Origin of the sequence: Microcystis sp. CS-574 (genome assembly GCF_028329095.1) — a bacterium.
Classification (GTDB): Bacteria; Cyanobacteriota; Cyanobacteriia; order Cyanobacteriales; family Microcystaceae; genus Microcystis; species Microcystis ichthyoblabe_A.
Genome location: NZ_JAQMSY010000023.1, coordinates 19,715 through 43,107, shown reverse-complemented (window position 1 = coordinate 43,107; position 23,393 = coordinate 19,715). Strand labels below are relative to the sequence as shown.

The 23,393-nt window shown below is 44.4% G+C and carries 28 protein-coding genes and 1 pseudogene; 15 read left to right on the top strand and 14 right to left on the bottom strand.

Features of this window, described 5'->3' with window-relative positions:
- Positions 1–21: 21 nt before the first annotated feature.
- The 3 genes from PN470_RS01845 to PN470_RS01835 form a co-directional block, all read right to left on the bottom strand.
- Positions 22–456, bottom strand: coding sequence for a type II toxin-antitoxin system death-on-curing family toxin (locus tag PN470_RS01845; RefSeq protein ID WP_271936294.1), 435 nt, complete (start codon positions 454–456; stop codon positions 22–24).
- A 4-nt stretch (positions 457–460) separates the two neighbouring features.
- Positions 461–685: an AbrB/MazE/SpoVT family DNA-binding domain-containing protein gene (locus PN470_RS01840; RefSeq protein ID WP_080694129.1), complete on the bottom strand. Its 225-nt coding sequence runs from the start codon at positions 683–685 to the stop codon at positions 461–463.
- A 66-nt stretch (positions 686–751) separates the two neighbouring features.
- Complete coding sequence (locus PN470_RS01835) at positions 752–1,003, bottom strand: DUF2283 domain-containing protein (RefSeq protein WP_110544215.1); 252 nt, start codon at positions 1,001–1,003, stop codon at positions 752–754.
- 189 nt (positions 1,004–1,192) lie between these two features.
- Between PN470_RS01835 and PN470_RS01830 the strand changes: the two genes are divergently transcribed.
- A complete protein-coding gene (locus tag PN470_RS01830; protein ID WP_149989269.1) occupies positions 1,193–1,558 on the top strand; it encodes a hypothetical protein in 366 nt (121 codons plus the stop codon).
- A gap of 25 nt (positions 1,559–1,583) precedes the next feature.
- Here the strand turns inward: PN470_RS01830 and PN470_RS01825 are convergent, their stop codons facing one another.
- The gene (locus tag PN470_RS01825) at positions 1,584–2,123 is read right to left on the bottom strand and encodes a hypothetical protein (RefSeq protein ID WP_149989270.1); all 540 of its coding nucleotides are present in this window, start codon (positions 2,121–2,123) and stop codon (positions 1,584–1,586) included.
- A 161-nt stretch (positions 2,124–2,284) separates the two neighbouring features.
- Between PN470_RS01825 and PN470_RS01820 the strand changes: the two genes are divergently transcribed.
- Positions 2,285–2,560, top strand: coding sequence for a hypothetical protein (locus tag PN470_RS01820; RefSeq protein ID WP_052588078.1), 276 nt, complete (start codon positions 2,285–2,287; stop codon positions 2,558–2,560).
- Between the two features lie 374 nt (positions 2,561–2,934).
- On the opposite strand, the gene PN470_RS01815 is transcribed toward PN470_RS01820, so the two are convergent.
- On the bottom strand, positions 2,935–3,327 hold the full coding sequence (locus PN470_RS01815; RefSeq protein WP_272103495.1) for a hypothetical protein: 393 nt from the start codon (positions 3,325–3,327) through the stop codon (positions 2,935–2,937).
- A gap of 12 nt (positions 3,328–3,339) precedes the next feature.
- Here PN470_RS01815 and PN470_RS01810 point away from each other — a divergent pair, with 12 nt between their 5' ends.
- The 4 genes from PN470_RS01810 to PN470_RS01795 all read left to right on the top strand — a co-directional run bounded on the left by PN470_RS01810 (position 3,340) and on the right by PN470_RS01795 (position 6,629).
- Positions 3,340–4,233 carry a hypothetical protein gene (locus PN470_RS01810; RefSeq protein ID WP_272103493.1) on the top strand — a complete coding sequence of 298 codons (894 nt, stop codon included), beginning with the start codon at positions 3,340–3,342 and terminating at the stop codon, positions 4,231–4,233.
- 97 nt (positions 4,234–4,330) lie between these two features.
- Positions 4,331–4,528: a DUF751 family protein gene (locus tag PN470_RS01805; RefSeq protein ID WP_002737592.1), complete on the top strand. Its 198-nt coding sequence runs from the start codon at positions 4,331–4,333 to the stop codon at positions 4,526–4,528.
- A gap of 41 nt (positions 4,529–4,569) precedes the next feature.
- On the top strand, positions 4,570–4,962 hold the full coding sequence (gene rbfA / locus PN470_RS01800; RefSeq protein ID WP_061430326.1) for a 30S ribosome-binding factor RbfA: 393 nt from the start codon (positions 4,570–4,572) through the stop codon (positions 4,960–4,962).
- An 86-nt stretch (positions 4,963–5,048) separates the two neighbouring features.
- The gene (locus PN470_RS01795; protein ID WP_271935350.1) at positions 5,049–6,629 is read left to right on the top strand and encodes a glycoside hydrolase family 3 N-terminal domain-containing protein; all 1,581 of its coding nucleotides are present in this window, start codon (positions 5,049–5,051) and stop codon (positions 6,627–6,629) included.
- A gap of 99 nt (positions 6,630–6,728) precedes the next feature.
- Here PN470_RS01795 and PN470_RS01790 read toward each other — a convergent pair whose 3' ends face one another.
- Positions 6,729–7,928, bottom strand: a complete 1,200-nt coding sequence (locus PN470_RS01790) for a lipid-A-disaccharide synthase-related protein (protein WP_271935353.1) — start codon at positions 7,926–7,928, stop codon at positions 6,729–6,731.
- Positions 7,929–8,408: 480 nt separating this feature from the next.
- On the opposite strand from PN470_RS01790, the gene tsaE reads away from it, so the two are divergent.
- The gene (gene tsaE / locus PN470_RS01785) at positions 8,409–8,879 is read left to right on the top strand and encodes a tRNA (adenosine(37)-N6)-threonylcarbamoyltransferase complex ATPase subunit type 1 TsaE (RefSeq protein ID WP_271935355.1); all 471 of its coding nucleotides are present in this window, start codon (positions 8,409–8,411) and stop codon (positions 8,877–8,879) included.
- Between the two features lie 471 nt (positions 8,880–9,350).
- Complete coding sequence (locus PN470_RS01780) at positions 9,351–10,436, top strand: tRNA (guanine-N1)-methyltransferase (protein WP_271935357.1); 1,086 nt, start codon at positions 9,351–9,353, stop codon at positions 10,434–10,436.
- 4 nt (positions 10,437–10,440) lie between these two features.
- Here PN470_RS01780 and PN470_RS01775 read toward each other — a convergent pair whose 3' ends face one another.
- The 4 genes from PN470_RS01775 to ftsY all read right to left on the bottom strand — a co-directional run bounded on the left by PN470_RS01775 (position 10,441) and on the right by ftsY (position 14,674).
- Entirely contained in the window at positions 10,441–11,724 is a 1,284-nt protein-coding gene (locus PN470_RS01775) for a DUF3086 domain-containing protein (protein WP_272103489.1), read from the bottom strand.
- 243 nt (positions 11,725–11,967) lie between these two features.
- Positions 11,968–12,384, bottom strand: a complete 417-nt coding sequence (locus PN470_RS01770) for a DUF3119 family protein (protein WP_108937557.1) — start codon at positions 12,382–12,384, stop codon at positions 11,968–11,970.
- Between the two features lie 39 nt (positions 12,385–12,423).
- Positions 12,424–13,224, bottom strand: a complete 801-nt coding sequence (locus tag PN470_RS01765; protein ID WP_272103486.1) for a metal ABC transporter ATP-binding protein — start codon at positions 13,222–13,224, stop codon at positions 12,424–12,426.
- A gap of 94 nt (positions 13,225–13,318) precedes the next feature.
- On the bottom strand, positions 13,319–14,674 hold the full coding sequence (ftsY, locus tag PN470_RS01760; RefSeq protein WP_271931406.1) for a signal recognition particle-docking protein FtsY: 1,356 nt from the start codon (positions 14,672–14,674) through the stop codon (positions 13,319–13,321).
- A 225-nt stretch (positions 14,675–14,899) separates the two neighbouring features.
- Here ftsY and PN470_RS01755 point away from each other — a divergent pair, with 225 nt between their 5' ends.
- The 4 genes and pseudogenes from PN470_RS01755 to PN470_RS01740 all read left to right on the top strand — a co-directional run bounded on the left by PN470_RS01755 (position 14,900) and on the right by PN470_RS01740 (position 16,663).
- Positions 14,900–15,487, top strand: a complete 588-nt coding sequence (locus PN470_RS01755) for a Uma2 family endonuclease (RefSeq protein WP_002737441.1) — start codon at positions 14,900–14,902, stop codon at positions 15,485–15,487.
- Positions 15,488–15,561: 74 nt separating this feature from the next.
- Positions 15,562–15,681: pseudogene (locus PN470_RS01750) on the top strand (PCP reductase family protein); the annotation flags it as partial.
- A gap of 107 nt (positions 15,682–15,788) precedes the next feature.
- Positions 15,789–16,376, top strand: a complete 588-nt coding sequence (locus PN470_RS01745) for a Uma2 family endonuclease (protein WP_002777858.1) — start codon at positions 15,789–15,791, stop codon at positions 16,374–16,376.
- Between the two features lie 101 nt (positions 16,377–16,477).
- The gene (locus PN470_RS01740; protein ID WP_002737708.1) at positions 16,478–16,663 is read left to right on the top strand and encodes a PCP reductase family protein; all 186 of its coding nucleotides are present in this window, start codon (positions 16,478–16,480) and stop codon (positions 16,661–16,663) included.
- Positions 16,664–16,667: 4 nt separating this feature from the next.
- Here the strand turns inward: PN470_RS01740 and moaA are convergent, their stop codons facing one another.
- Positions 16,668–17,657 (bottom strand): GTP 3',8-cyclase MoaA, encoded by a 990-nt coding sequence (gene moaA, locus PN470_RS01735; RefSeq protein WP_002751787.1) that lies wholly within the window; start codon positions 17,655–17,657, stop codon positions 16,668–16,670.
- A gap of 436 nt (positions 17,658–18,093) precedes the next feature.
- Here moaA and PN470_RS01730 point away from each other — a divergent pair, with 436 nt between their 5' ends.
- The gene (locus tag PN470_RS01730) at positions 18,094–19,437 is read left to right on the top strand and encodes a DUF3370 domain-containing protein (protein ID WP_272103484.1); all 1,344 of its coding nucleotides are present in this window, start codon (positions 18,094–18,096) and stop codon (positions 19,435–19,437) included.
- A 7-nt stretch (positions 19,438–19,444) separates the two neighbouring features.
- On the opposite strand, the gene PN470_RS01725 is transcribed toward PN470_RS01730, so the two are convergent.
- From PN470_RS01725 to PN470_RS01715, 3 genes are read right to left on the bottom strand one after another with little or no spacing between them, the layout of a single operon-like run.
- A complete protein-coding gene (locus PN470_RS01725; RefSeq protein ID WP_002738091.1) occupies positions 19,445–19,957 on the bottom strand; it encodes a TolB family protein in 513 nt (170 codons plus the stop codon).
- 23 nt (positions 19,958–19,980) lie between these two features.
- Entirely contained in the window at positions 19,981–20,196 is a 216-nt protein-coding gene (locus PN470_RS01720) for a hypothetical protein (protein ID WP_002737387.1), read from the bottom strand.
- Between the two features lie 32 nt (positions 20,197–20,228).
- The gene (locus PN470_RS01715) at positions 20,229–20,378 is read right to left on the bottom strand and encodes a hypothetical protein (RefSeq protein WP_193746295.1); all 150 of its coding nucleotides are present in this window, start codon (positions 20,376–20,378) and stop codon (positions 20,229–20,231) included.
- A 295-nt stretch (positions 20,379–20,673) separates the two neighbouring features.
- Here PN470_RS01715 and PN470_RS01710 point away from each other — a divergent pair, with 295 nt between their 5' ends.
- Positions 20,674–22,416 carry a hypothetical protein gene (locus PN470_RS01710; protein WP_272103482.1) on the top strand — a complete coding sequence of 581 codons (1,743 nt, stop codon included), beginning with the start codon at positions 20,674–20,676 and terminating at the stop codon, positions 22,414–22,416.
- The gene (locus PN470_RS01705; RefSeq protein WP_272103480.1) at positions 22,374–23,342 is read left to right on the top strand and encodes a DUF1822 family protein; all 969 of its coding nucleotides are present in this window, start codon (positions 22,374–22,376) and stop codon (positions 23,340–23,342) included. The genes PN470_RS01710 and PN470_RS01705 overlap by 43 nt, the downstream gene beginning before the upstream one ends.
- Positions 23,343–23,393: the final 51 nt, after the last annotated feature.

The window sequence follows — 23,393 nt, the reverse complement described above, 5'->3', positions numbered from 1 at the left end:
GAGGGCGCAAGCTTTGCGCCCCTACAGTAACGGATTTTGTCCACAATGTAGGGGCGAACTGCGTTCGCCCAAAAGGTACATTATCAAAGCGCAAGTCCCTAATTGTTCCTCTGAAAGCTTACCAACAGCAAGATCGATCCATATCTGGTATTTTTCTTGACTAGAAGCTTGAAAATCGTAGCCATTGAGCCTCAGAAAAGTCCTCGTCACTACATAGGCCGTTCTCTTATTCCCATCTACAAAAGGGTGATTCTTGACAATCCCATAAGCGTAGGCTGCTGCCAAAGAAGCCATGTCAGGAGGCGACTTAGAATAAGCCAGAAGATTTTGGGGTCGGGAAAGTGCGCTTTCTAGCAACCCCTCATCTCGAATACCCTCTAATCCACCATGCTCGGCTATTTGGCGGTGATGAATCGCGAGAGCTACCCCATCAGCTATCCAGATTAGCTGGTTCATGAGCCTAAGTTGCCAGCTTTCTCAAAATATTCCAGTCTTCGCGCATCACTTCCTCCGCCACTTCCATTTGCTGGACAAATTCGGGGTCGTAGGGTGTAAGCTCAAAGCCATTCGGCGTTTCCAAGAGGTAGAGCATATCGCCTTTACTAAGGCGCAGCTTCTCCACCAACTCTTTCGGGAAAATCACCCCCATAGAGTTCCCTACCGTTGTGACTTTTAACTTAATCATCGTTTTTTGACTGAGTAAATATGTCAATTATAGCACCTCCCATATTTCCTGAATTTCTCACATCACTTAACAATTTAGTATTAACTTTCCGAACCATTGTCTAATCTCTTGTTTTTCACTCTCTTCCAACGGAAAATCAATATTTTTGAATTGTTCGGCCGTTCTCTGTTTGACTCCTAAAATCTCAATCCCTACAATCCTATCCGTCTCATCGTAATCATAGACAATCCCCGGCGCTACTTCCTCAGAATCAATAACCTTTCCCTCAAAACGACGAATATAAGCGGCATTAGCGGCTTGATCATAGTCTATTTTCATAGTTTCCCCTTTAATCGGCGTTCAAAATGGACAGTTACCAAAAGATTATAATTACTAAGTAGGTAGGCGTTAAAAATTATCAGAAACCCCCCTTATCAAGGGGGGACTAAGGGGGGATCGAACCTAAAATCCATTTTTAATTTAATTATAACCAGCTACTTATACTGTTCACATCAAACAAAAATACCCATGAAAACTAGACAAGAATACCTCAACGCCCTAGTCAACTTTGACCAACCCCTATCAACTATCCTCCCTATCCTAAAAACCTTTCCTTGGGACAGTAGCGAAGCAATTATCACCCTAAAAAAAGAGCATCTGATCGATATTCTCGATCGCTATCTCAATAACGCTCTATCTGCCACCGACTTAGAAAACTGGGCTGATGCCATCGAATGCAGAGAAGATATCGCCTATGAAACAGATTACGAAGCTATCATTAATGACATCATTTTTTACCTCGCTAACCCGACCTTAAACTATCCACTATCACCAAAAACAATCGAACAATACATCAGCCAACTTTCCCATTTAAAGTCTTCCTTAATTTCCTAAAAAATAGGCTTCTTATTTGTGAATTTTAATGGGGGTTTACTTGAATCTCAATTTTGTCCGAGGGGTTAAATTTAATTTCCTCGACAACGTAGGAACTCTTACTCGCCACCCCCTCGATCCCTCTTATTTCTAGAGGATCTAGCGAGGTTAAAGTTACTTCTGCTTTTCCTTGATTAACATCAATAATTTTGAAGTTCTGTAGGGGTTCCTGCCAGCGTTGTCTATTCTGGTTTGGATTGCTTGATCCCTCTTCCCCACGAATAACAAGCTCTCCGCTTTTGATAATAACCTTCCCTTGAAACTCTATCTGTTTGATCTCTTTCATTGCCACTTCTTTTGTTTTTGATTCTCTCCCTAAAGCGATCGTTTTTGTTGGAGAATCGAACTTGATTAATCTCCCAGATAGAGAAGTGCCATTTTTTAAAGATACTTTCGTATCATCTGGTATGAATACGGGAATTTTCTTGACGGGAGATTGATCGCCGGTGGCCGGTAGATGATAGCCAGCAAGAGAGGCGATAAAAACTAGGCTAGTTGCGGTTATTATTGGGTAGAGTTTTTTCATCTTTACCTTGCCTGAATGATCGGGATTTAGTTGGTTCTGTTTTCAATCTTGGATGTGGTGGGTTAGGAGTAACAGTAACCCAACCTAGGGTTTTTTCTAGAGGGTTTTTTCCATATTTTAGCGTCGGGATTGTCAAAGGGGAAGCGTTTTATCTTCTCTTTATGTTAAAACTTATAAAGCTACTCCTTTACGCGGTAAGCGATAGAAATATGACTCTACAAGAGCTAATGCGGTGGGCGGAAAAATTATCCGCAATCGAGAAACGGCAACTGATCGAAAAAATTACCGCAGAAATGGCATCGGAATCGGCAGAAGTTAATCAACCCCGTCCCTCTTTATGGGGTATATGCGCCGATTTAGGACAGGCTCCCTCGGCTGAAGATATCGATAAAACCCGACGAGAAGCGTGGGGAGATTTTACGGCAGAGGATCTTTAAGTGTTAAAAGCAGTTTTAAGTAGGTAGGCGTTAAAAATTATCAGATACCCCCCTTATCAAGGGGGGCAGGGGGGATCGGCACCCCCCTTATCAAGGGGGGCAGGGGGGATCGAACCTGAAATCCATTTTAAATTTAATTATAACCAGCTACTTAGATACTCATGCGGTTATCTGGTATCTTTACATCGAATTATTGCGGCAACCGCCCTATATTTAAACGGTCCCTTAATTAGCCGAGATCGAAAAATTCAATTATCAACGGTTAATACGATCTGGTAGCAACGAACTAATCAAATTCCTATTCCCCGAATATAATTCGATTCGGTGGGTTAGCGCTACTCGTAACCCAACCTGCGGTTTTTGTCAATATATTTTTACTTTCCGAAACCTTTGTTCGGGCGGTTTTGTTTGGCAATACGGAGGGCTTTTCCGGTTTTGCCATCCTGTAGTGCGATCCGCATCGATCGCTTTTTCTGGTAGGATTGAATATCCGCCGCTAACGGATGATTGTTATCGATCCGTAGATGGGTTAAAGAACATATAAGACTCGTTTGTTTTCCCAATTCATTTTTTAGGAAACAAATAATTCCCCCCTCGTCTCCCGTGTAGAAAATTTTATCGATCGAAAACTGGTGATCGGGTTTGTATCGCTCGCCTTTTGTTTCAGCTATTTTTAACGTTTCGGGAGTTGCACGCACGGGGATCGGTAAACTTGCTTCCATTTTCTCGATTAAAAAACTAACTTGTCGGGGATCGTCGATCGACATGGGTTATTCTCCTTGATAAAATACAAAGAACTGGCGATAGAACCCGGTCGATCGAGTAGGATAGCGATCGAAAACGCCAATCAGGGACATTTTGCCGTGAGCGCTCCGAATTCGCCCCCTCCCGGAACACAGATACTAGGAACTTTCGCCAGTCTTCTCGGTTTGCTGGGGATTTTTCTCTATTTTACGGGATGGATCTATCGGTGGGCCTATTTCGGCTGGTTTAGCCTTGAGATCAACCGTCTGGACTTGCCCTTGCGTTCCTTCCTTTTTGTGCCGATACAGGTCTTCTGTGGCGATTTCGGGGCGTTGCTGCGAACGTTTCTGGCACTGGTTGCCGTTGCCTTTGCGATTCAATTTACTCTCTGGATTTTGTCTCCCCTGCCATCCTATTCAATTGTCAGTCAATCTAAACGGAAATTTCATCAAATATTTCACCCCCTAGGTTTATTAGTCCGGGGAATTCCCGAAGCTCTCCGAAAAGATTTGATCGCTGTTATTTGGTTATTAATTATACTTTTTTGGTTAGCCCGAATTCAGGGATCGATCGATGCCCGTCGCGATGCAGTTAATGATAGTTCTACCTTACCAGTTATCACTTTAGTTTTACCGGAAAAACAGATAGCGATCGGTCGTAATCCAGAGGATGTTTTTACCGATCCTTCTCTCAAAGGTTATCGAATTATCGGTGAGACTAAATTACTCGAAGAGCTGCGGGGAAAAGAAACGAATGATAGTAAAGTTAATCCCCCGCGAGTCTGGCGTTTATTAATCCAAAATAACAATTGGACTTATGTTTTTCGCGGGTTATCCCCTCAGTCGGCAGAAAATGAACGTCCGGCGATTCTAGCCATTCGCGAGGATAAGGAGGGACAATTGATGATTCTCGCGCCAGATGTCCCATAATCCCGATGAGAGTCAATCGGGGAAATGATCAAATTATCCTTGAACATCGAAGCTTACTGCTATAATTACTTACGGACAAAGATAATAAATAAAATTTATGGGCGACTTTTTTGATAACGTGAGCCGTTACCCCCGCTATCTGATTAGCTTTAGTTTAGGGATTTTCTTCGCCTTTTTTGGCTGGTTGGCCCCTTTATTAAAAAATCCCCTCACAGCGATCGCACTTGTCGGCTTTCTGGGGGGAACTTTCGCCTTTCTTTATTTCACCCTCAAAGCCATGCTCGGATTAGCTTGATACAATGGTAAGGGTTTCGCTGTTTTTAGGGGACGAAAATTATGGCTAACGACCGTCGAGTATCTCGCGTGTCCTCGCTAATTAAGCGCGAGGTCAGCCAAATGTTATTAATGGAAATTAAAGATGATCGCGTCGGTGCCGGTATGGTGAGCGTTACCGATGTAGATCTCTCCCACGACCTACAACACGCTAGGATTTTTGTGTCTATCTACGGCAACAAAGATGCAAAGGCCGAAACTATGGCCGGTTTAAAAGCGGCCGCGGGATTCGTCCGGCGCGAACTGGGCCAACGCATCCGTCTGAGACGTACCCCCGAAGTGGTCTTCCTAGAAGATTCTTCCCTCGAACGCGGCGATCGAATGTTACACCTTCTTGATCATATTAAAACCGATCGACCCCCAGAAGATGACGATTCCGCTATCAGTGACCAGTGACCAGTAGAGGATAACTAAATTTAGGCAAAACTGGGAACTTAAAACTTAAACCTGATAACTGATAACTGATAACTGATAACTGAATAGTGAGCGATCGCATTTTATCCCTAAAAGAACGTATTGGTCAGATGATAGTAGTCCGCGCTTCCGGCTATCTCTTTGACCAACAAATCCGCTATCCTGCTTGGGAACCCGTCAACGCCACCCTGAAACATTGGTTAGAAACCCTCCACCTCGGTGGGGTGATTCTCTTAGGAGGTAGCGCCGCCGAAATCGCTTTCCGTAGCCAACAATTACAAAGTTGGTCCGGCGATAATCCTCTCCTCATCGCCGCCGATATCGAGGAGGGGGTCGGCCAAAGGTTTTCCGGCGCCACTTGGTTTCCCCCCCCGATGGCTTTAGGAAAAATAGCAGAAAAAAGCTTGACAAAAGCCACAGAATATGCTAGGGAAATGGGAGCAATTACCGCTAAGGAGGCTCTAGCGATCGGGATTAACTGGATTTTAGCCCCAATTGTCGATGTGAACAATAATCCCGACAATCCCGTTATTAATATTCGTTCCTTCGCTGAAACTCCCGAAATCGTCGCTAATCTAGCTCAAGCTTTTATTTTAGGGGCTGATTCCTATCCAGTTTTGACCACGGCCAAACATTTTCCGGGCCACGGTGACACCAGCAATGACTCCCATCTCGATCTTCCCATTATCAACCACGATCATCATCGCCTAGAAGCGATCGAATTGCCCCCCTTTCAAGCGGCGATCGAGTCAGGGGTTGATAGTATTATGTCAGGCCATCTGTTAATTCCCGCTTGGGATGCCGAATTTCCCGCCACTCTTTCCTCGAAAATTCTCGGGGAAAAACTGCGCCAAAATCTCGGTTTTCAGGGTTTAATCGTCACCGATGCCCTGATTATGGGAGGAGTGACTAAAATTGCCAGCGCTGCCGCCATAGCAGTGAGGGCGGTACAGGCGGGGGCCGATATACTGTTAATGCCTCCCGATCCGATCGAAGCGATCGAAGCGGTGTATAGTGCCGTGCAGGCGGGTACAATTAGCGAAGCCAGAATTAATGATTCTTGGCAACGTATTCAACGAGCAAAAGAGAAATTGGGGCAAAGACAGCCATCCTTAGAATCCTTAAGCAGTTTAGCGGCACCGCAAGCTCTAGAGATTGTCAAGGATATTTTAAAAGATTCCCAAACAGTTAGCGGTAATTTACCCATTAAAGCCACTCAAGGCCGCAATTTAATCATTATCGATGATTTACTCAACTGTGACTTTCTCGATCGCTCTTGTCCGGCGGTGACAATTCCCCGACAATGGGGTTATCAAACCCAAATAATCGACCGTAGCACCTTTAATCAGTCCCTCGTCTCCCCAGAAACGACTCTCCTACAAGTATTTATCCGTGGTAATCCTTTTCGGGGTAGTGCCGGATTAGGGGAGGAAACGAAAGCTATCTATCAAGCTTTGCTGAAAACTGGACAAATTCAAGCATTGATTGTTTATGGTAGTCCCTACGTTTTCCAGTGGTTTCGTCAACAAAGCGCAGAAATTCCCCATCTTTTCAGCTACGGACAACAACCAAGCGCCCAAAAAATTGCCCTAGAAACTATTTTTGAGGGGCCCACTAGCGGCGAAAATCAGACCGATACTTTCGTTTAAGTAGTCGTGCAAAATTAATTTCCTAGTGAAGATAGGCAAAAGGCAAAAGGCAGGAGGCAAAAGGTGGTTAGATGTGTGTAATTAATCTTGCTTAGGTACTTAAGGGCAAAAATTGCCTAGTAACCATTGGGCAATGCGATCGGAGGCCCCGGCTGGCCCCATTCTCTGACGACCATTAAAGGCGATTTCTTGCCACTGTGGGGGATTTTGTAATAAATATTCTAACTTGTCTGCTACTGACTCGGCACTATCGCCCAAGAGAATTGAACAGCCTAATAAACGCTGTTGCAGTTTGGCAAAATGGGGAGTAAATTGTGGTCCAGATCCCGCAATTGTGATCGCCGGTTTACCCAAACCGACGAACTGTTCCGTGGCAGTTCCCGCCATGGCGATCGCTAGATGGCAACGGCCTAAATATTCGGCGTAATCCCTTTGAGAAATAGTTATAAATACCTCTTGACAAATAAACTTATTTGTGCTATCTTCTCCCCAACCCTGGGAAGTTAAAGCAGCCGTAAAAGATTCCGGGGGGAGAGAAGGAGCGATCGCCGCCAAAAATTCCAGCTTGTAATCGGGAAAACGGCCGATAATGGCGGCCACAGCTGCGAGAATTTGCTGCCAATTGTGGAGAGATTCGGGAAAGCGCGAACCGGGTAGCAGCAGAATAGTTAGGCAATCTTGGGGAAAATCGCCCGTTATGGAGGGTAAAAGGTCATCCATCATCGGATTACCCCCATCGACAACAGGAATTGACCACTGTTGTAAAATTTTGCTAGTTAAACTATCCCGGGGAAAAACCCCCCGACAGCGAGGATGAGCCATTAACCAGCGTTCCCAGGGATAATAGTAGGAACCCCAGAGGCGATCGATCATCGAGCTACTATCTAACCATCCCTGCTCATCCCGGAGATAGTATTCCGATTTAGCCGTTCCCACAAAAGCATAATCTGTCCCGCTCAACCAAGCAAGGGCAAGGGGTAAGATATCTCCCACCGCGACAATTTTTCCCCCTTCTTGGCCCCAATTTCTGACCAGACGGTATTGACGGGAGGTTAATCCTAATAAACCCTCCCGCAGATCTCGCCATAATTGTTTGGGATCTCTAGTGATAAAACCCCCAGAGGGCATTTTTTGACCTCGATCGAGAAGGGGAATCCCCAGACGAGTATAAGCATAACCGTTACCCACTAGGGGTAAAGCAGTAATATCCGGACAGTGGGGAGATGATTGCAGTCTTTTAATAATCCGGATCGCGATCTCATCTTCACCGTGGCCATTACTCAAAAATAATAATTTCACTTTTTTTCTTAACTTCTGGCTTAAAGTCCTAAACTTCGGTTGTTTTATTCCCTTCGACCCTAGACAATGCTGATGGTTAGGGAACAATCAATTTTATAAAAGCAGTTAACCAATTCCCATTTAGTCTAATCTACCAGAAGGTTTCGCCGATCGCTTATCTCTGTCTTGATGGCGACCATTTGACCAAAGGCAAGACTAAGAGATAAGAGATGAGTTTAACTGCTTCTATTTTTATCGATCAAAAGACCAAATTTGGCCCCCCAGAGCCAAGAAGGTCAGAAAGCTGCTCTGATCGCTAAGTAGCTGGTTATAATTAAATTAAAAATGGATTTTAGGTTCGATCCCCCCTTAGTCCCCCCTTGATAAGGGGGGTGCCGATCCCCCCTTAGTCCCCCCTTGATAAGGGGGGGATCTGATAACTTTTAACGCCTACCTACTCATATTAGAATCAGTGGTTAATTGGCATCCTAACGGGAAAAAATGATTATCGACTTACCCGATCGAGAAGCTACTGTCAATTTAGGCGAAAAACTGGGGCAAACCCTGGCCCCCGGCAGTGTAATTTTATTAAAAGGCGATTTGGGAGCGGGAAAAACCACCTTAGTACAGGGAATTGGCTTAGGATTGGGCATTCAAGAGCCTATAGCTAGTCCCACCTTCACCCTCGTTAACGAATATAACGAAGGCCGCCTTCCTTTGTATCATTTGGATTTGTACCGTTTGCAGGGTCAAGATATCGAGGCCCTGTACCTAGAAAATTATTGGCAGGGAATCGAGGTAGATTTAGGGATAGTGGCGATCGAATGGTCAGAACGTTTAACTTTTTTGCCGGAAAATTATCTAGAGATTACTTTACTCGATCGAGGCGATCAGGGACGACGAGCGCTGCTCAATTTTGTCGGTGGGGACGAAAAAAATAACGACCCCACAGGAATCGCTATCGGCACTTGACTCTTTAAGCAATCAAACTTTCGTGGTAACTCTCCGCATCTAAGGTTGAAACATTTTACTTTCAGGTTATCTCCCATCAAATCGGATTAAACTGCTATAAGATGTAAACAATAAGGGACCTGCGCTTTGATAATGTACCTTTTGGGCGAACGCAGTTCGCCCATACATTGTGGACAAAATCCGTTACTGTAGGGGCGCAAAGCTTGCGCCCTCCGATCGATTGGGATATTATTCCCACGCAAGTCCCTAACTATTTTTTCACCTTTAATTTGCCCTTCCCACGGAGAAAATATCAGCTTTTCAGGGATATAATACTAAAAAAATCGGCAATTTCTGCTAATTTCACACTATCTTTAGATTTATCTTCTATCTTGATGTCTGATCGGTTTTGGCAGTGGTTGACCCTTTTCGCTACTAGGGAATCGTGAAAAGAAAAAAAGTAGCGATCGAGTGCTAATTATGAGATGAGCGATGCAGGAAGAAAAAGCGATATTTAATATCAACAATACTTTTTATCGACCGGAGAGTAAAATCGTCCGAGATTTAGGAGTTTTAGGGGCGGCAATTGCCCAAAAAGAGCGGGGCAGTTTGCGCGTTTTAGAGGTAATGAGCGGCTCTGGTGTGCGAGCGCTCAGGTATTGGTTAGAAAGTGGTGCGGATTGGCTGTGGGTTAATGATGGAAATCCAGAAATTAAGCCAACTTTAGACGCTAACTTAGAGAGTTTATTACAACAGAAAAAAGGGAAGATAACCTATAAATCTGCTCAAGAAGTTCTCCGAGAATGTTATCTTAAAAAAGACCATTACGATCTAGTTGATATTGATGCTTTTGGTTCCCCTGCATCCCTGTTTAGTGCTATTCCTTTAGCCACTAAAATCGGGGGTTTAATTTATCTGACTAATACTGATGGACGGACGCTGACGGGTCATAATCTAGAAAATAGTTTAGCTGATTATGGAGCATCTGCTCGCAATCATCCGGCTGCCCACGAACAGGGATTAAGATTAATTATCGCCGGTTTGCAATTAGAATCGGCCCGGTTAGGTTTAGGAATTACGCCGATTTTTTCCTTTTTTTTCGGTCAAAGTTATCGGGTGATGGTGCGGTTAACGGCTAATAGACAATTAAATAGTCATAACTACGGTTTTCTCGGTTATTGTCATAGCTGCGGGGAATATCAATCAGTGCCTTGGCCGAAGTTAGGCAAGATAGTTTGTTCTGGGGACGGGCAACCTTTAACCTTAACTGGACCCTTGTGGTTAGGCAGTTTACATGATCGCCTTTATCTAGAAAAAATGGCAGATTTAGCCGAGCAATGGCAGTGGAAAAAGGTAGTTAAATTGCTAGAAATAATGAGGGAAGAAAACGATTTTCCTCCCTACTTTTATAGCTTTCGGGAAATTGGGAGAAGGGGCAAATTAGATCTACCTAAAAAGGAAGATTTAATTGCAGCTCTCTTAAAACAAGGTTATCGAGCCGCTGCCACCCATATTAACCCGCAAGCGGTGAAAACTAACGCTTCTTTAGCCCAATGTATCGCACTACTCAAGGACTAATTAGTTAATACCAATAACTAGAACTTTGTTGGGGTTCAGGGGCAAAAGCTAACCAGTAGGGGAATTGTAAAAGAGCGAAATTCAGCCGTTCTTCGGTATCATCGATGATAATGAGCGGTGAATACTTATCGTCGATTAAACGTTCCGCTTTTTGAATTAAAGCTTCGGGAGACTCAAAGAGAACGATGCCGCGGTCAGGTCCAAAATCGGCGCGGGAAATGCCGAGACAATCTTGGAGACCGCGCCGCCATTCGCCTAAACGTTCGGGACTATTAGCCAGAACGAGAGAACGGAAGCGATCGCCTTGTAATTCCGCCATAATCGAGATAATTGCCGAAGCGACCAGAATATTCTGGAGACGGCTGCCCATACCGCGAACAGTACCCCGGCCCCCCTGTTTAAAGAACCACTGTTGCACCCGTTCGGCGTGAATTGGTTCAAAAGTGCGCCGTAATTGCCAAGGCGGACCGTAATAGTCAGGACGACTGCGATAACGCTCTAAAAGAGCTTGGATGCGCTGATTTTGGTCAGAAAAGCCCTGTCTAGGGGTGGATTGCCCCACCGGTTCCGATTCATAACCCGAACGGTTAGAGCGACGGGGTTCTTGCCAATTATCCCGGCCCTGGTTACTGGTACGGGGGGGACGGGGACTTTCTTCGCGATCATCCCGGCCTTGACTGCCACGGGATGGACGGGGGTTTTCCTCTCGTTCGGTTCGCTGGGGAGGTTCCACAGGTCGGGGGGATTTTTCGGGGGTTTCAAAACGGGGTAATTCCAACTGTTCGGCAGCCGCGGCCAAATCCTGTAAACTGCCCACCAGATAGTCTTTAAATCCCTGAACCCGCACGGCTAGATCCTGGGAGACTCCGGCGAAATTACTCCGCATTTCCTGCCGAATCCGCTCACGACGGCGTTCTAACTGTTCGATCGCCACTTCTAAAGCCTGTTTGCGTTGTTCTAGGTCTTTTACGCCCTCCTTGAGCATTCTTTCGATTTGAGCTTTGATATCCCCCAATTCCTCGGCGATCAAGCGTTCTTTTTCCGCTTTTAATGCCGAGATTTCTGCCTCTAGGCTTTGTTTTTGCCGTTCTAGAGCCTCGATTTCTGCCCGCAGGGGTTGCGCCTGCGCTGTGGGAACTAATTCGCCTTCGGGGGCGGTTTCCGATGGCAGGGGATTCTCTACCGGGCGATCGTTCCAGAGATCATCAAAACTAAATTCTTCGACAGATTCATTGGGTAAGTCTGTCATTTTGTCAAGGGGTAAAACATTAAAATCTTCTGAAGTCATCGGCTTTAGAAATGCAGAGCGAACAGAGGGCTAAGGCAGGTAATTAAGTAAGTGGTTCTAATTAATAGACGATAGATCTTGCCTTTGATCCCCCCTGCCCCCCTTAATAAAGGGGGTGCCGATAGGCGGGGGATCCCCCCTGCCCCCCTTATTAAGGGGGGTGCCGATAGGCGGGGGGATCTGACAATTTTTAACACCTACCTACTTAAGACGCTATTAGCCAAATCTAATTTTAACTCAATCTTAGTTCGCTTCTGAGTCGATCGCTGGCGATGCTGCTAAAGGATAGTATTTTTCCAGGCACAGTCTCAGGGTTGCGCTGTCAAAGATAATGGGCAAAAAATGAATGCTGTTAATTTCTTTGAAATAAAACAGAATCGGGACTTTATTCCAGAAAATACGCCAATTTTGCCATTCTTGGTAGGGAAAGGAGCGAATTTGTTGCCCAGATAGATAGACATCTAAAGAAGTGGGGGTAAACTGGAGACGAATGCGGGTAGTCTGGAACATCAAGAATAGCCCTAACAGGGAGAAAATTATGCCGAGCCAGACCTGTAAAAAGAGTAAAGGCAGCGATAAAATTACCAAAAACAGGGGAATTCGATAGTTAGGAGCCAGTTCGATCGTTCCTGTTACTTCTTGCGGGGAAATAGTTGTCATTGGTGTCCCTATCGGCAGTCAGCCAAAATATCTTCGCTTCTAGTTTATCGCATTGTTTTTCGAGAAGCGATCGAGATAATCGAGACTCGATCGGAGATAATCTGGTGGTGTCATGGCATCGTAGAAGGAGACTTTACCCCCATAGGCGCGCCGGAGATTAAAATCGGTTAAGACCTTAGATCTTTGATCGGCGAGGATCAATTCTTTATTTAAGAGGATTAAATCAGCAAAATGAGTGATAGATTCGCCTAAATCATGGTTAACCACCATGACAATTTTATTTTCTTGGGCTAACTCACCAAAGATATTAAAAAGAACCCCCTCGGTTTTTTGATCTACCCCAACGAAAGGTTCATCAAAACAGAAAATCTCCGCTTCTTGGGCCAAAGATCTGGCTAAAAAGACTCTTTGCTGTTGTCCCCCCGACAGCTGACCGAGGGGACGATGGCGTAAATCAGCCATTTCGACCCGTTCTAGGGCATTTAAAGCCTGTTGACGACTAATATGGGAAAAAGGACGAAACCAACCGGTTTTTCTGACTCTCCCCATCATTACCACATCCCAAGCGGTGACGGGATAGGTCCAGTCGATTTGAGATCTTTGGGGAACATAAGCGACTTTATCCAGTTGTTGCTGTAGAGATTGCCCTTGATAGTTAACGCTTCCCTGTTGTACGGGAATTAATCCTAGCATGGCTTTGATCAGGGTACTTTTGCCCGCACCGTTGGGACCGATAATACCGGTTAATCGTCCAGGACGAATTTTCAGGGTGATATCCCGTAGGGCCTCCACGCCGCGATAATATACTCCTAGATGACTAACTGTAATTGTCCTTTGCATAGTTGTTACCCCGAGTCTCCAGTTCTAGCATAGCTAAAAATGAGACAATTATGAAGCAACCATGAAAAGATTATGAAAGATATCCGGGGTGAGATTAATCGCCACTTAGTAAAGCTTCCACGAATTCGTAACTGGAAAAGGGCCGCAGATCCTCGATTCCTTCCCCAGCGCCAACAAAGCGAATCGGTAGGTTAAGCTGACGCGCTACGGCAAGGGCGACACCCCCTTTAGCTGTACCATCGATTTTAGTCAGGATCACGCCGCTTAATTGGGCAGCTTCCGAGAAAACCTCGGCCTGTCGCAGCCCGTTTTGTCCTAAAGTGGCATCGAGAACTAGAAGGGATTCCACCACGGCACTCTCGGCTTTTTTGTCGATAATGCGGCGAATTTTGCTTAATTCTGCCATTAAGTTCTTTTTATTCTGCAATCTTCCCGCCGTATCCACTAAGAGTAATTCTATCTCCCTGGATTTAGCGGCTTCGATGCCATCGTACACCACGGCGGCTGGGTCGGTATTTTTGCCCGGGTTGGCAATGACTTCGACTTGCGATCGCTCTCCCCAAACTTTCACCTGTTCCACGGCAGCAGCGCGAAAGGTGTCGGCAGCAGCAATTATACAGCTATAGCCAGATTGTTTAGATAAATGGGCTAATTTGCCGATAGTCGTCGTTTTACCGACTCCGTTAACTCCTGTGAGCATCCAGATATTTAATTTACCTTTTTCTGGCTCAAAACCGGGGTTGCTATAATTGGCTAAAGGTGCATCTAAAATCTCGCGGATAATTTCTTTGAGATATTCGATCGCTTTTTCGGGGGGCAGAGCTTCCTGTTTTAGCTTATTTTGGAGGGTAGTGATAATATAATCGGTGGCATCTACCCCCACATCGGCCTGAAGCAATAAAGCTTCAATTTCCTCCACCGCGTCTTGATTGAGGGGACCCTGACCGACCACGGCCTTAAGCTGATTGACCAAGCTGCGGCGCGTTTTGCCTAAACCCTGACGCAATTTTTTTAACCAGGTGATTTCTTCTTCCGAAACGTCCTCTGCTTGTCGTCCCTGATTTGCTAAAACTTTGGCCGACCAGATAAAATCTTCATCTGGTTCTGTGGGGGTTTCGATGGCGGTTTCTTTGAGAATTTCGAGGCGATCAGATTTTTTCAGCCATGCGGGGGTATTATCCTCGGTTTCTTCTTCTTTAACTGGTTCTTCCTCTTGCGGAGGTTCCGTTTCAGCAATGGATGTTTCAGGGGTTTCGCTGACGACGGCCTCGGCCGTGGCTTTTTTCTCTTGAATATTTTTAAAGGCTTTTTTAGCCCAATCTAAATACTCTTCCTGACTGGTTGTCTCGCTAGTCGTCGGGGTTGCCTCGCTGGGGGTTTCCTCTACGGGTGCGGGGGGTGTTTGTTCTTGTTCGGGTTGGACTTTCTGACGACGGAACCAGTTAAACATAGGAGAAACTAAACATAAAACTATTTATCTAGTTTATCTTAACTCTTGAAGTGAGCAATTTTGATACTTAGATTTTTAATTATGGATTTCTCCGCATTTTTTGCCAGAGATTAAGGAAAAAATATGATCCGAGTAACTCAATTGATAACCTTGCTCAAGGATAACTTTATCTCTTTTTAGGGAAATGCTGTATCCTAGAAAATAGAATAGGAAGGAGAGTCAAAAATGTTAAGCACTACCGAAACTAAATATTATACTCCCGAAGAATATCTCGCTCTGGAGGAAACGTCCGAAGATAAAAATGAATATCGTCAAGGAGAAATTATCCCAATGGTAGGAGCAACAACTAATCACAATCAGATTTGTCTAAATTTTTGCCGTAATTTTCCCTTAAATATCAATAATCAAGATTATTATACCTACATGGAAACGGTGCGTTTATGGCTGTCAGATTATAGCATTTACACCTATCCCGATGTGATGGTGATTAAAGGTCAACCTCTCTATCAAGGGAATAGTCAATCTAACGTAATCAATCCTTTAATTATTGTCGAAGTTCTCTCTAATTCTACCCAAGCTTATGATCGAGGGGATAAGTTTAAATTCTATCGTTCCTTGCCAACTTTTCAAGAATATATTCTGATCGAACAATCTAGTTATAGTGTGGAACGTTACTATAAACAAAAGGATGATCAATGGTTAATTGATTTCGTCACGGGGGAAAATGCGGTTTTACAATTGGTGTCGGTGGATTGGCAGATTTCTTTGCAAGATTTATATCAAAGAGTCAATTTCGACCTAGCAGAAACCTAAAATTAAAAGAAAGGTGAAAAAGAGTCGCTGTCAAGAGAATCATTATCTCAAAACGGACTACTATTGTTAAATATATGGAAGCTCTAGATTTTTCCGATCAACTACAATGGACTGCAGAAGCAAAAGCAAAACTGAAAAATATTCCCTATTTTGTCCGTTTCCAAGCGCGTCAAAGGATTTCTGAGATATTGAAAATACACTTTTTCGAGCAACTCAATTGATAACCTTGCTCAAGGATAACTTTGTCTCTTTTTAGAGAAATGCTGTATCCTAGAAAATAGAATAGGAAGGAGAGTCAAAAATGTTAAGCGCTACCGAAACTAAATATTATACTCCCGAAGAATATCTAGCTCTGGAGGAAACGTCCGAGGATAAAAATGAATATCGTCAAGGAGAAATTATCCCAATGGTAGGAGCTACCACTAATCACAATCAGATTGCTGGAAACTTCTATCGAAGATTTCCTCTGACTATCAATAATCAAGATTATTATACCTACATGGAAACGGTGCGTTTATGGCTGTCAGATTATAGCATTTACACCTATCCTGATGTGATGGTGATTAAAGGTCAACCTCTCTATCAAGGGAATAGTCAATCTAACGTGATCAATCCTTTAATTATTGTCGAAGTTCTCTCTAATTCTACCCAAGCTTATGACCGAGGGGATAAGTTTAAATTCTATCGTTCCTTGCCAACTTTTCAGGAATATATTCTGATTGAACAATCTAGTTATAGTGTGGAACGTTACTATAAACAAAAAGATGATCAATGGTTAATTGATTTCGTCATGGGGGAAAATGCGGTTTTACAATTGGTGTCGGTGGATTGGCAGATTTCTTTGCAAGATTTATATCAAAGAGTAAATTTTGACCTAGCAGAAACCTAAAATTAAGAGAAAGGTGAAAAAGAGTCGCTATCAAGAAACTCATTATCTCAAAATAGCTAATCTTTTTTGGTATAATAGACGGACTACTATATGTTAAATCTATGGACGCTCTAGATTTTTCCGATCAACTACAATGGACTGCAGAAGCAAAAGCAAAACTGAAAAATATTCCCTATTTTGTTCGTTCCCAAGCGCGTCAAAGGATAGAAGAATTAGCTCGTCATGCCGGTTCCGATCGAGTTACCGTGGAAATGGTAGAACAGGCTAGAATAGAATTCGGACAGTAGATTTTTAGCCGCCAATTTGGGACATAGTACGGGTATAAATGCCGCTTGATGTGCCGGAATCACGCAGTTTAAAGTTTATTTCTGCCTTCAGTTCTATTAATTCCCGCACTCTTTCCCTGATTTCTACCGGCGAAATTCCCTGACGGAGGGCAGTTTTTAGGTCAATTTGTCCGGTTTCGTTGAGGAGACAGGGACGCAACCAACCATCGGCCGAAAGACGTAGGCGGTTACAGCGATCGCAAAAACATTCCGACATCTGACTGATAAAGCCAATTGTACCCTTAGCCCCCGGAATTTGAAAAACATCGGCTGGACCATTTCCCCGCACTTGACCCTCATTTAAACCCCATTTTGCCCGAATTCGCCCCCTTAATTCCTCGTTCGCAATCCAAGCTTTTTCTTGAAATAAATCACCGTTACCGATGGGCATAAACTCGATAAAACGGACGTGCCAACGCTTCTCGATGGTCAAAGCCGCTAAATCTTCCACTTCTGCCTCATTTATCCCCGGAATCACCACCACATTTAATTTTAAGGGGTCAAAACCCACCCTCTGGGCTGCTTGAATACCTGCCCAAGTTTTTTGCCAACGACTCCGGCCGCGATTACCGATAATCTTATCGAAAGTGTCGGGGTCGAGGGAGTCTAAACTGATATTAATCCGTCTTAGTCCGGCTTCATACAACATTTCGGCTAAATTGTCAAGTAAATAGCCATTAGTGGTCAAGGCTAAATCGCTAGTAGCAGATAAAGAGGCGATATCGCGCACAATCTCCACTACTTCGGGATGTAAGAGAGGTTCCCCACCAGTAAGACGAAATTTGCGGAAACCGAGGGGAATAAAGACATTTTTGACTAAAGTAAGAATTTCCTCCCGGGTGAGTAAATCTTGCGGTCGAACATAGGCCAATTCTGCATCCTCAGGCAGACAATACTGACAGCGAAAGTTACAGCGATCGATTAAACTAATCCTGAGATAGTCAATTTGGTTCATGTTCACGGGGAAATACTGTTATAAAACTTCATGAATTTATCATAACAATTCCGGCTCGATCGATATCTAGACATCGGGCGAAGTTTCGAGAAAACCACGGCTACATCTAGATTTTAGTCTATGATGACAATAGATTTCCTCAATGGCAAGAGCCAATAACGATTGGGAAATTTGATAATTTTTCTTGATTGTACTTAACCAAAAAGGTCAGCTAAGTAGGTAGGCGTTAAAAGTTGTCAGATCCCCCCGCCTATCGGCACCCCCCTTATCAAGGGGGGCAGGGGGGATCGAACCTAAAATCCATTTTTAATTTAATTATAACCAGCTACTTAACACCGGCAAGAAATATTAAACAATCCTCTAGATATGGACAAACAGAATACTATCTAAATTGAGCGAGCCAGTAATGCTATGATCAAAAATTAATTATCTTGAGATGGTAATTTGTGTGATGTTACCTTTTTTACTACCCATTGCCCAAACTCCCCCTAGTGTAGAAATAATTCGACCAGCGCAGGTGCGTCCTTTACCGAATCAACTAGATCAAGTTCCCGTTTTTAATAGTAATAGTCCCGAATTATTGTTAGGAGAAGGGATTTTGCTTTCGACTTTTCCCCCCCAAGAAAAAAGGTTTCCCTCGGCCCATTTAAATTATGCTTTTCAGGGACGCTTTGATATTTTTGCCCACCATGTAGCGAGGGGGAGTTTTCCCGATAATTTACGCACCCTTTATTTGGGGATATTACTCCACAATCCCAGTCTTAATCCCGTGACCGTTAAAATTCTGCAAGGAGCTAGTTATTTGAGTCAACCCGATGCAGCTTTTATCGATTTACCCGCACAAGTGGAAAATAATCAGGGGACGGTTTTTGCTGGGCCGGGAAGTCGGGTAATGGGGGATATTTTAATGGGGCAGCGTCAGGATATTTTTCCCGATAGGATTATTATTCCCCCTGGGGAGAGTTTTATGGTCTTAAATGCGGCGATTCCCGTGCGCGATTTGACTCCCCCTTTAAACGGTAGGTCCACTTATCTCCGTCTGGAAAGTGACGGTCTTCTCTACGCTGCTAGTTTAGCTCTTTATGCACCCCTAGACGAAAATGGACAGGAAAGACCACCAAATCTGACAGAGTGGCAAAATTTGCTAGAAAAAGGCGATTTATCGACTCCGCGAGATCGAGCGCCCACTCCTCCCCATAGTCAAGGACAGATAATTTATGGACGGGTAGCGGGGGTGTCCCAAGGTTCAGCTTGGCCAGCCCGATTGGTCGATCGAGCTTCTTTATGGTTAAATATTCCTGATTCTGGTCAATCTATAGCCTATGGGATTAGCACCCTACCCGGGGGCAAACTGGGAACGGAACAAAATCAAAGTGCTAGTATGTTAGTTCGCTATCCCGATACGGCCTATCAAGCTCATGGTAATTACGGTGTGGAATATCGGTTAAGTTTACCTCTATTTAATCGAAGTAATGAGGCGAAAACGGTGACTATTGCGCTAGAAACACCGATTAAAGAGAATATTATCGGTCAGGGTTTGCGTTTTCTCGATCCGGCTGCCCCACAAGTGTTTTTTCGGGGAACAGTAGCCGTCAATTATAGCGATGACCAAGGACAGGCACAAAGCAGATTTTTCCATCTCGTCCAAAGACGCGGACAAGAGGGGCAATCTTTAGTGACTCTGACTATTCCTCCGGGGGATTGGCGTGTAGTACAGGTAAATTTTTTATATCCACCAGATGCGACCCCTCCGCAGGTTTTAACGATTAAGACCGAGTAGAACAAGTTTAAAATTGGCCGTTAACGATCGCAATATTCCATTGACCGTCTTGGTTGGTTTCAAAGGCAATTTGGCGACCATCACCGCTAATGGTGGGATTGCGGACGCTTCCCCGCAGGTTAGCGGTTAATAGGGTTGCACGGGACTGGGAACGATCATAAACCATGACATCACTTTTACCGCGTTCGCTGGAGATATAGGCAATTAAACGACCGTCAGCATTCAGAGATGGCTGATCTTGGCTAGAATCGCCACGATTTAGGTTAGGAAGATTAACTAAGCGCTTTTCTTGCAGATCGAATAGATATATACTACGACGACCGGAGCGATCGGAAGCGAAGGCTAAATAGCGACCATCAGCACTATAACTGGGGAATTGATCGGGAGCAAAACTATTTAAACCACCGGCGGGAACTTGAGGAGTGATCAAAAGAGGGGAATTACAGCCACTTATCCCCGATAACAGCCCAAAAGAGGCCAAAAATCGCCCCAGCCAGACAAAAAAAATTTTTTCTTTCATCTTGACTTTTGACCCCAAATGTGCTAGTAACTTTCTTCCTTGCCGACGGTTTTGAGGGTAAGTAGTTGATTGCCTTGACTGAGACTATCGGCGATCGCTTCTCGAATCGGCAGGTCAATACTGGTTTCAGCGAGGATTTCTTGGGCTTTTTGCCGCAAATCTGCCCCGGTATCGGCATCTACTTGGTCTAGATCGAGTAATTCCTGCGATAGCTGTTCGATCGAATTCGGGTTAGTCATAGCTCAGGCTCCCAACAAGCTTAATTACACTTTTATTGTATTGTAAAGAATAAGGCTTCTGTTTGTTTTTGATTTTTCTCAGCGATTAAGGGACTTTGACAAGCAATTAACTTTTCTGATGGATAATCTTCACTCTCAAATTCCACTAAGTTCACTCGATCGAATAATACTAATTGAATCACTATACACGGCCGCCATTTTAGCCTAAACTTCCCCCATTTGTCTATTTAAGGAATATTACAATAAACACGGGGTATATAAAGAAAAGTTAATGGGTTTATCCATTGATGGATAAGGGTTTTCGGCTATTGTAGTAGATATGTATGGGGGGAAGTTCAGCAATACTACCCAATCAGCACCCTCAAGTCTGGCGGTTTAGTGGAAGAGCAGTTTATTGTCCGCATGGCAAGAGGAAAGGCTAGAATTAGAGAAGATTTTAGACTTTAATAGCAATTACATTTTCTAAGTAGTACGGCTATGAGCATCAGCGATCCCACTAGCCAAAAAGCCTCGTTAACTCAGCTAAATCGCGCTCTCCGGCACTTTACCGACCGACACGAGTTAACCTTGCGATTTGCAGAATATCTCAACGATGACGAGCTTGACCCCCATAAAATCCTATTCTTCTATGGGGATGGTGGCAATGGCAAGTCGCTGCTGCTGAAATTCTTATTGGAAAATTGTTGCAAGCGCTTTCCTTTAGAAACTTGGACAGAACTTAAAACCAAAACCCATCCTGAAATTGTTGAGTTTATTAAGACAATTACTGACTGGGAAAGTGACTTTCAATTTGTGCCAGCCACACTGTTGGATTTTGAATCCCCAGCCAGGTCATCGCGACCAGAACAACCTCAAGAAGCCTTTGACGGGCTACTGATTTTGCATAATCAGTTAATAACCAATGCTGTTCGCTTGGGATATAAACTCTCTTTTCCGCTCTATCAGTTTGCTTGCATCTTGTATTTACAAAAGAAGGGAAAACTGACAAATGAATCCGTGAATAGATTATTTCCTTCACCGGAACTTTTTGCCTCTAAATTGGCAGTCTTCCTCATTAAAGAGTTACCAAATGCACTTGCCGCCCATATTTTACCCGGTTTCCTGGCGAGTTTGACATCTAGCAGTTGGAATATAATCACCCAAGACTTAGGGGGGGATTTGTCCCTTTATCTACAAGGTCGAGGACTCCAGAAAAAAGATTTTCAACGGATCACCGAGTTAGACCCCGATACGGAATTGATTGTTGCTTTACCTAACTTTTTTGCGGAAGATCTCAAGGTCGCCATGCAAAGAGAGGGCGCTCCTGAAAAACTGGTGCTGTTTTTCGACACCCACGAAGCCTTTTGGGGAGAAGGGCGCAATCAAGGAAGTGCCAGATTTTTCAAGCAGGATGAATGGCTGCGGTGTCTGTTGTCGCAGTTGTTGGAGTTGCCCCAAATTGTCATCGTCATGGCAGGACGGGAAATTCCCCAGTGGCATCGAGCCAGCTATTGTTCAATTACAGCGGACAAGTTAGAGTGCAGGCAAGTGTTCAACTTTCAAGTAACCGATGCCCTCGACTACCTACAAAGAGTCGGAATTGAGGATACCCAAGTGCAGCAGAGCTTGATTGCCTATAGTAGTTTTGATGGCGATTCCGTTCATCCTCTCTTGCTGGGGCTATGCGCGGATTTAGTCAGGATGGCGCCAGAAAAAAAAGAAGCCTTTACCGCTGCCGACTTTCAATCCGTTTCCGAGACAGGAGAGGGATTTAATCGGAAATTAGGGATTTTGGTAGAAAGGCTCCTAAAATACATGGACAGGGTGTTGGAAGATGCGGTTTATGTCTTGAGTGCCTGTCGAGCCTTTAATGAAGACCTTTACTTTCATCTGGGCGAATCCTTGAAATGCAATCCCTCCCATGCTGCCTTTGACTCGCTCCTCAGTTTTTCCTTCGTCTGGCAGGCAGAGCAACAAGGTGAAGGGTGGTATCGTCTTCATCCCTTCATCCGTCGTTTCAACCACGAGCAGAAGCGGGAGCGAACCCAGGCTGCCCATCAAGTCTTGGAGCGGTACTATCGAGAAAGGGGCAATCTGGCTGAAGCTCTCTATCATGCTTACTGGCAAGAACCTCTGAGAGCAAAAGAGGAGTGGATCGAAGTTTTTGGAAAAGCCAACCAACAGGAGGACAATGAACTATGTCAGGCACTAGCGGAAATCAAGAAAGAAATTCCTTTCTAGACGGTCAAATTGCCCAATTAATCGGGGATTATCTAACTCGCTTGCAGCGATATGAGGAAGCTAGGGAGGAATACCAAGAAGCTAGTGAAGGGTATGAAAATATCTCTCCCGCTTCCCCGGACTTTGAGACAGCCCAAAATAACCAAAAAGTAGTTCTGGGAAAACTTAATCGCTTACCAGAGCGGCAGAAATCCAGTCAAGACTACCGTTTAGAAAAGCTCTTTGCTGTTGAAAAGGAACAATCTCGTTCAGTTTCCTTAAAAAGCCGAGTCAATTTGAGCCAATGGTTACAAAATGTTTTTGAGGAAAGCTGGCAGACGATTGAACAGCTTTTTGCACCTGGAGAACCCTGTTTTGCCTATGCTTATGCCTTACGCGAGCGCGGGGCTGATTTTGTGGATTCCAAGACGGTTAGCGATTTAATTGAGACGATTTATACCAGTCAGGAAGAGCATCGCCGCAGACAAGCAGCACTGCGCTTGGGAGAGATGGGAACTGCATCTTCTGAGGTATTGGCGGCTCTCACTCACTTGCTGGGGGTAACTCAGGATGAAGAAACCCGTTGGAGTGCGGCAGAGAGTTTATGGCGGCTCGCTCCGCATAACTTGGCAGGTGGGTTGAGGAGAGTTAAAGATTTAGGAATGCTGATCGGGGAACACCCAGTGACTCTAATGGTGGCTGTCTTGCCTAAAACTGACCAAATGATAGCGGTTCTCCTCAGGGTCTATCCGATGCGAAACCAGAAATATTTGCCTGCCCACTTACAATTAGTGGTGCTGGATGAGGCTGGGAAAACCTTTTTGGAAACTGAGGCAAGAGAACTGGACAATTACATCCAACTCAAGTTTAGTGGTTCACCGGGAGAACAGTTCAGTGTCAGGGTGGGACTGGGAGAGGCAAATATTACCGAAGATTTTACCCTCTAGCAGAACTTTCCCCCTGAGAAATTGCTAGGAACTAAAGTACAAGTAAACGGA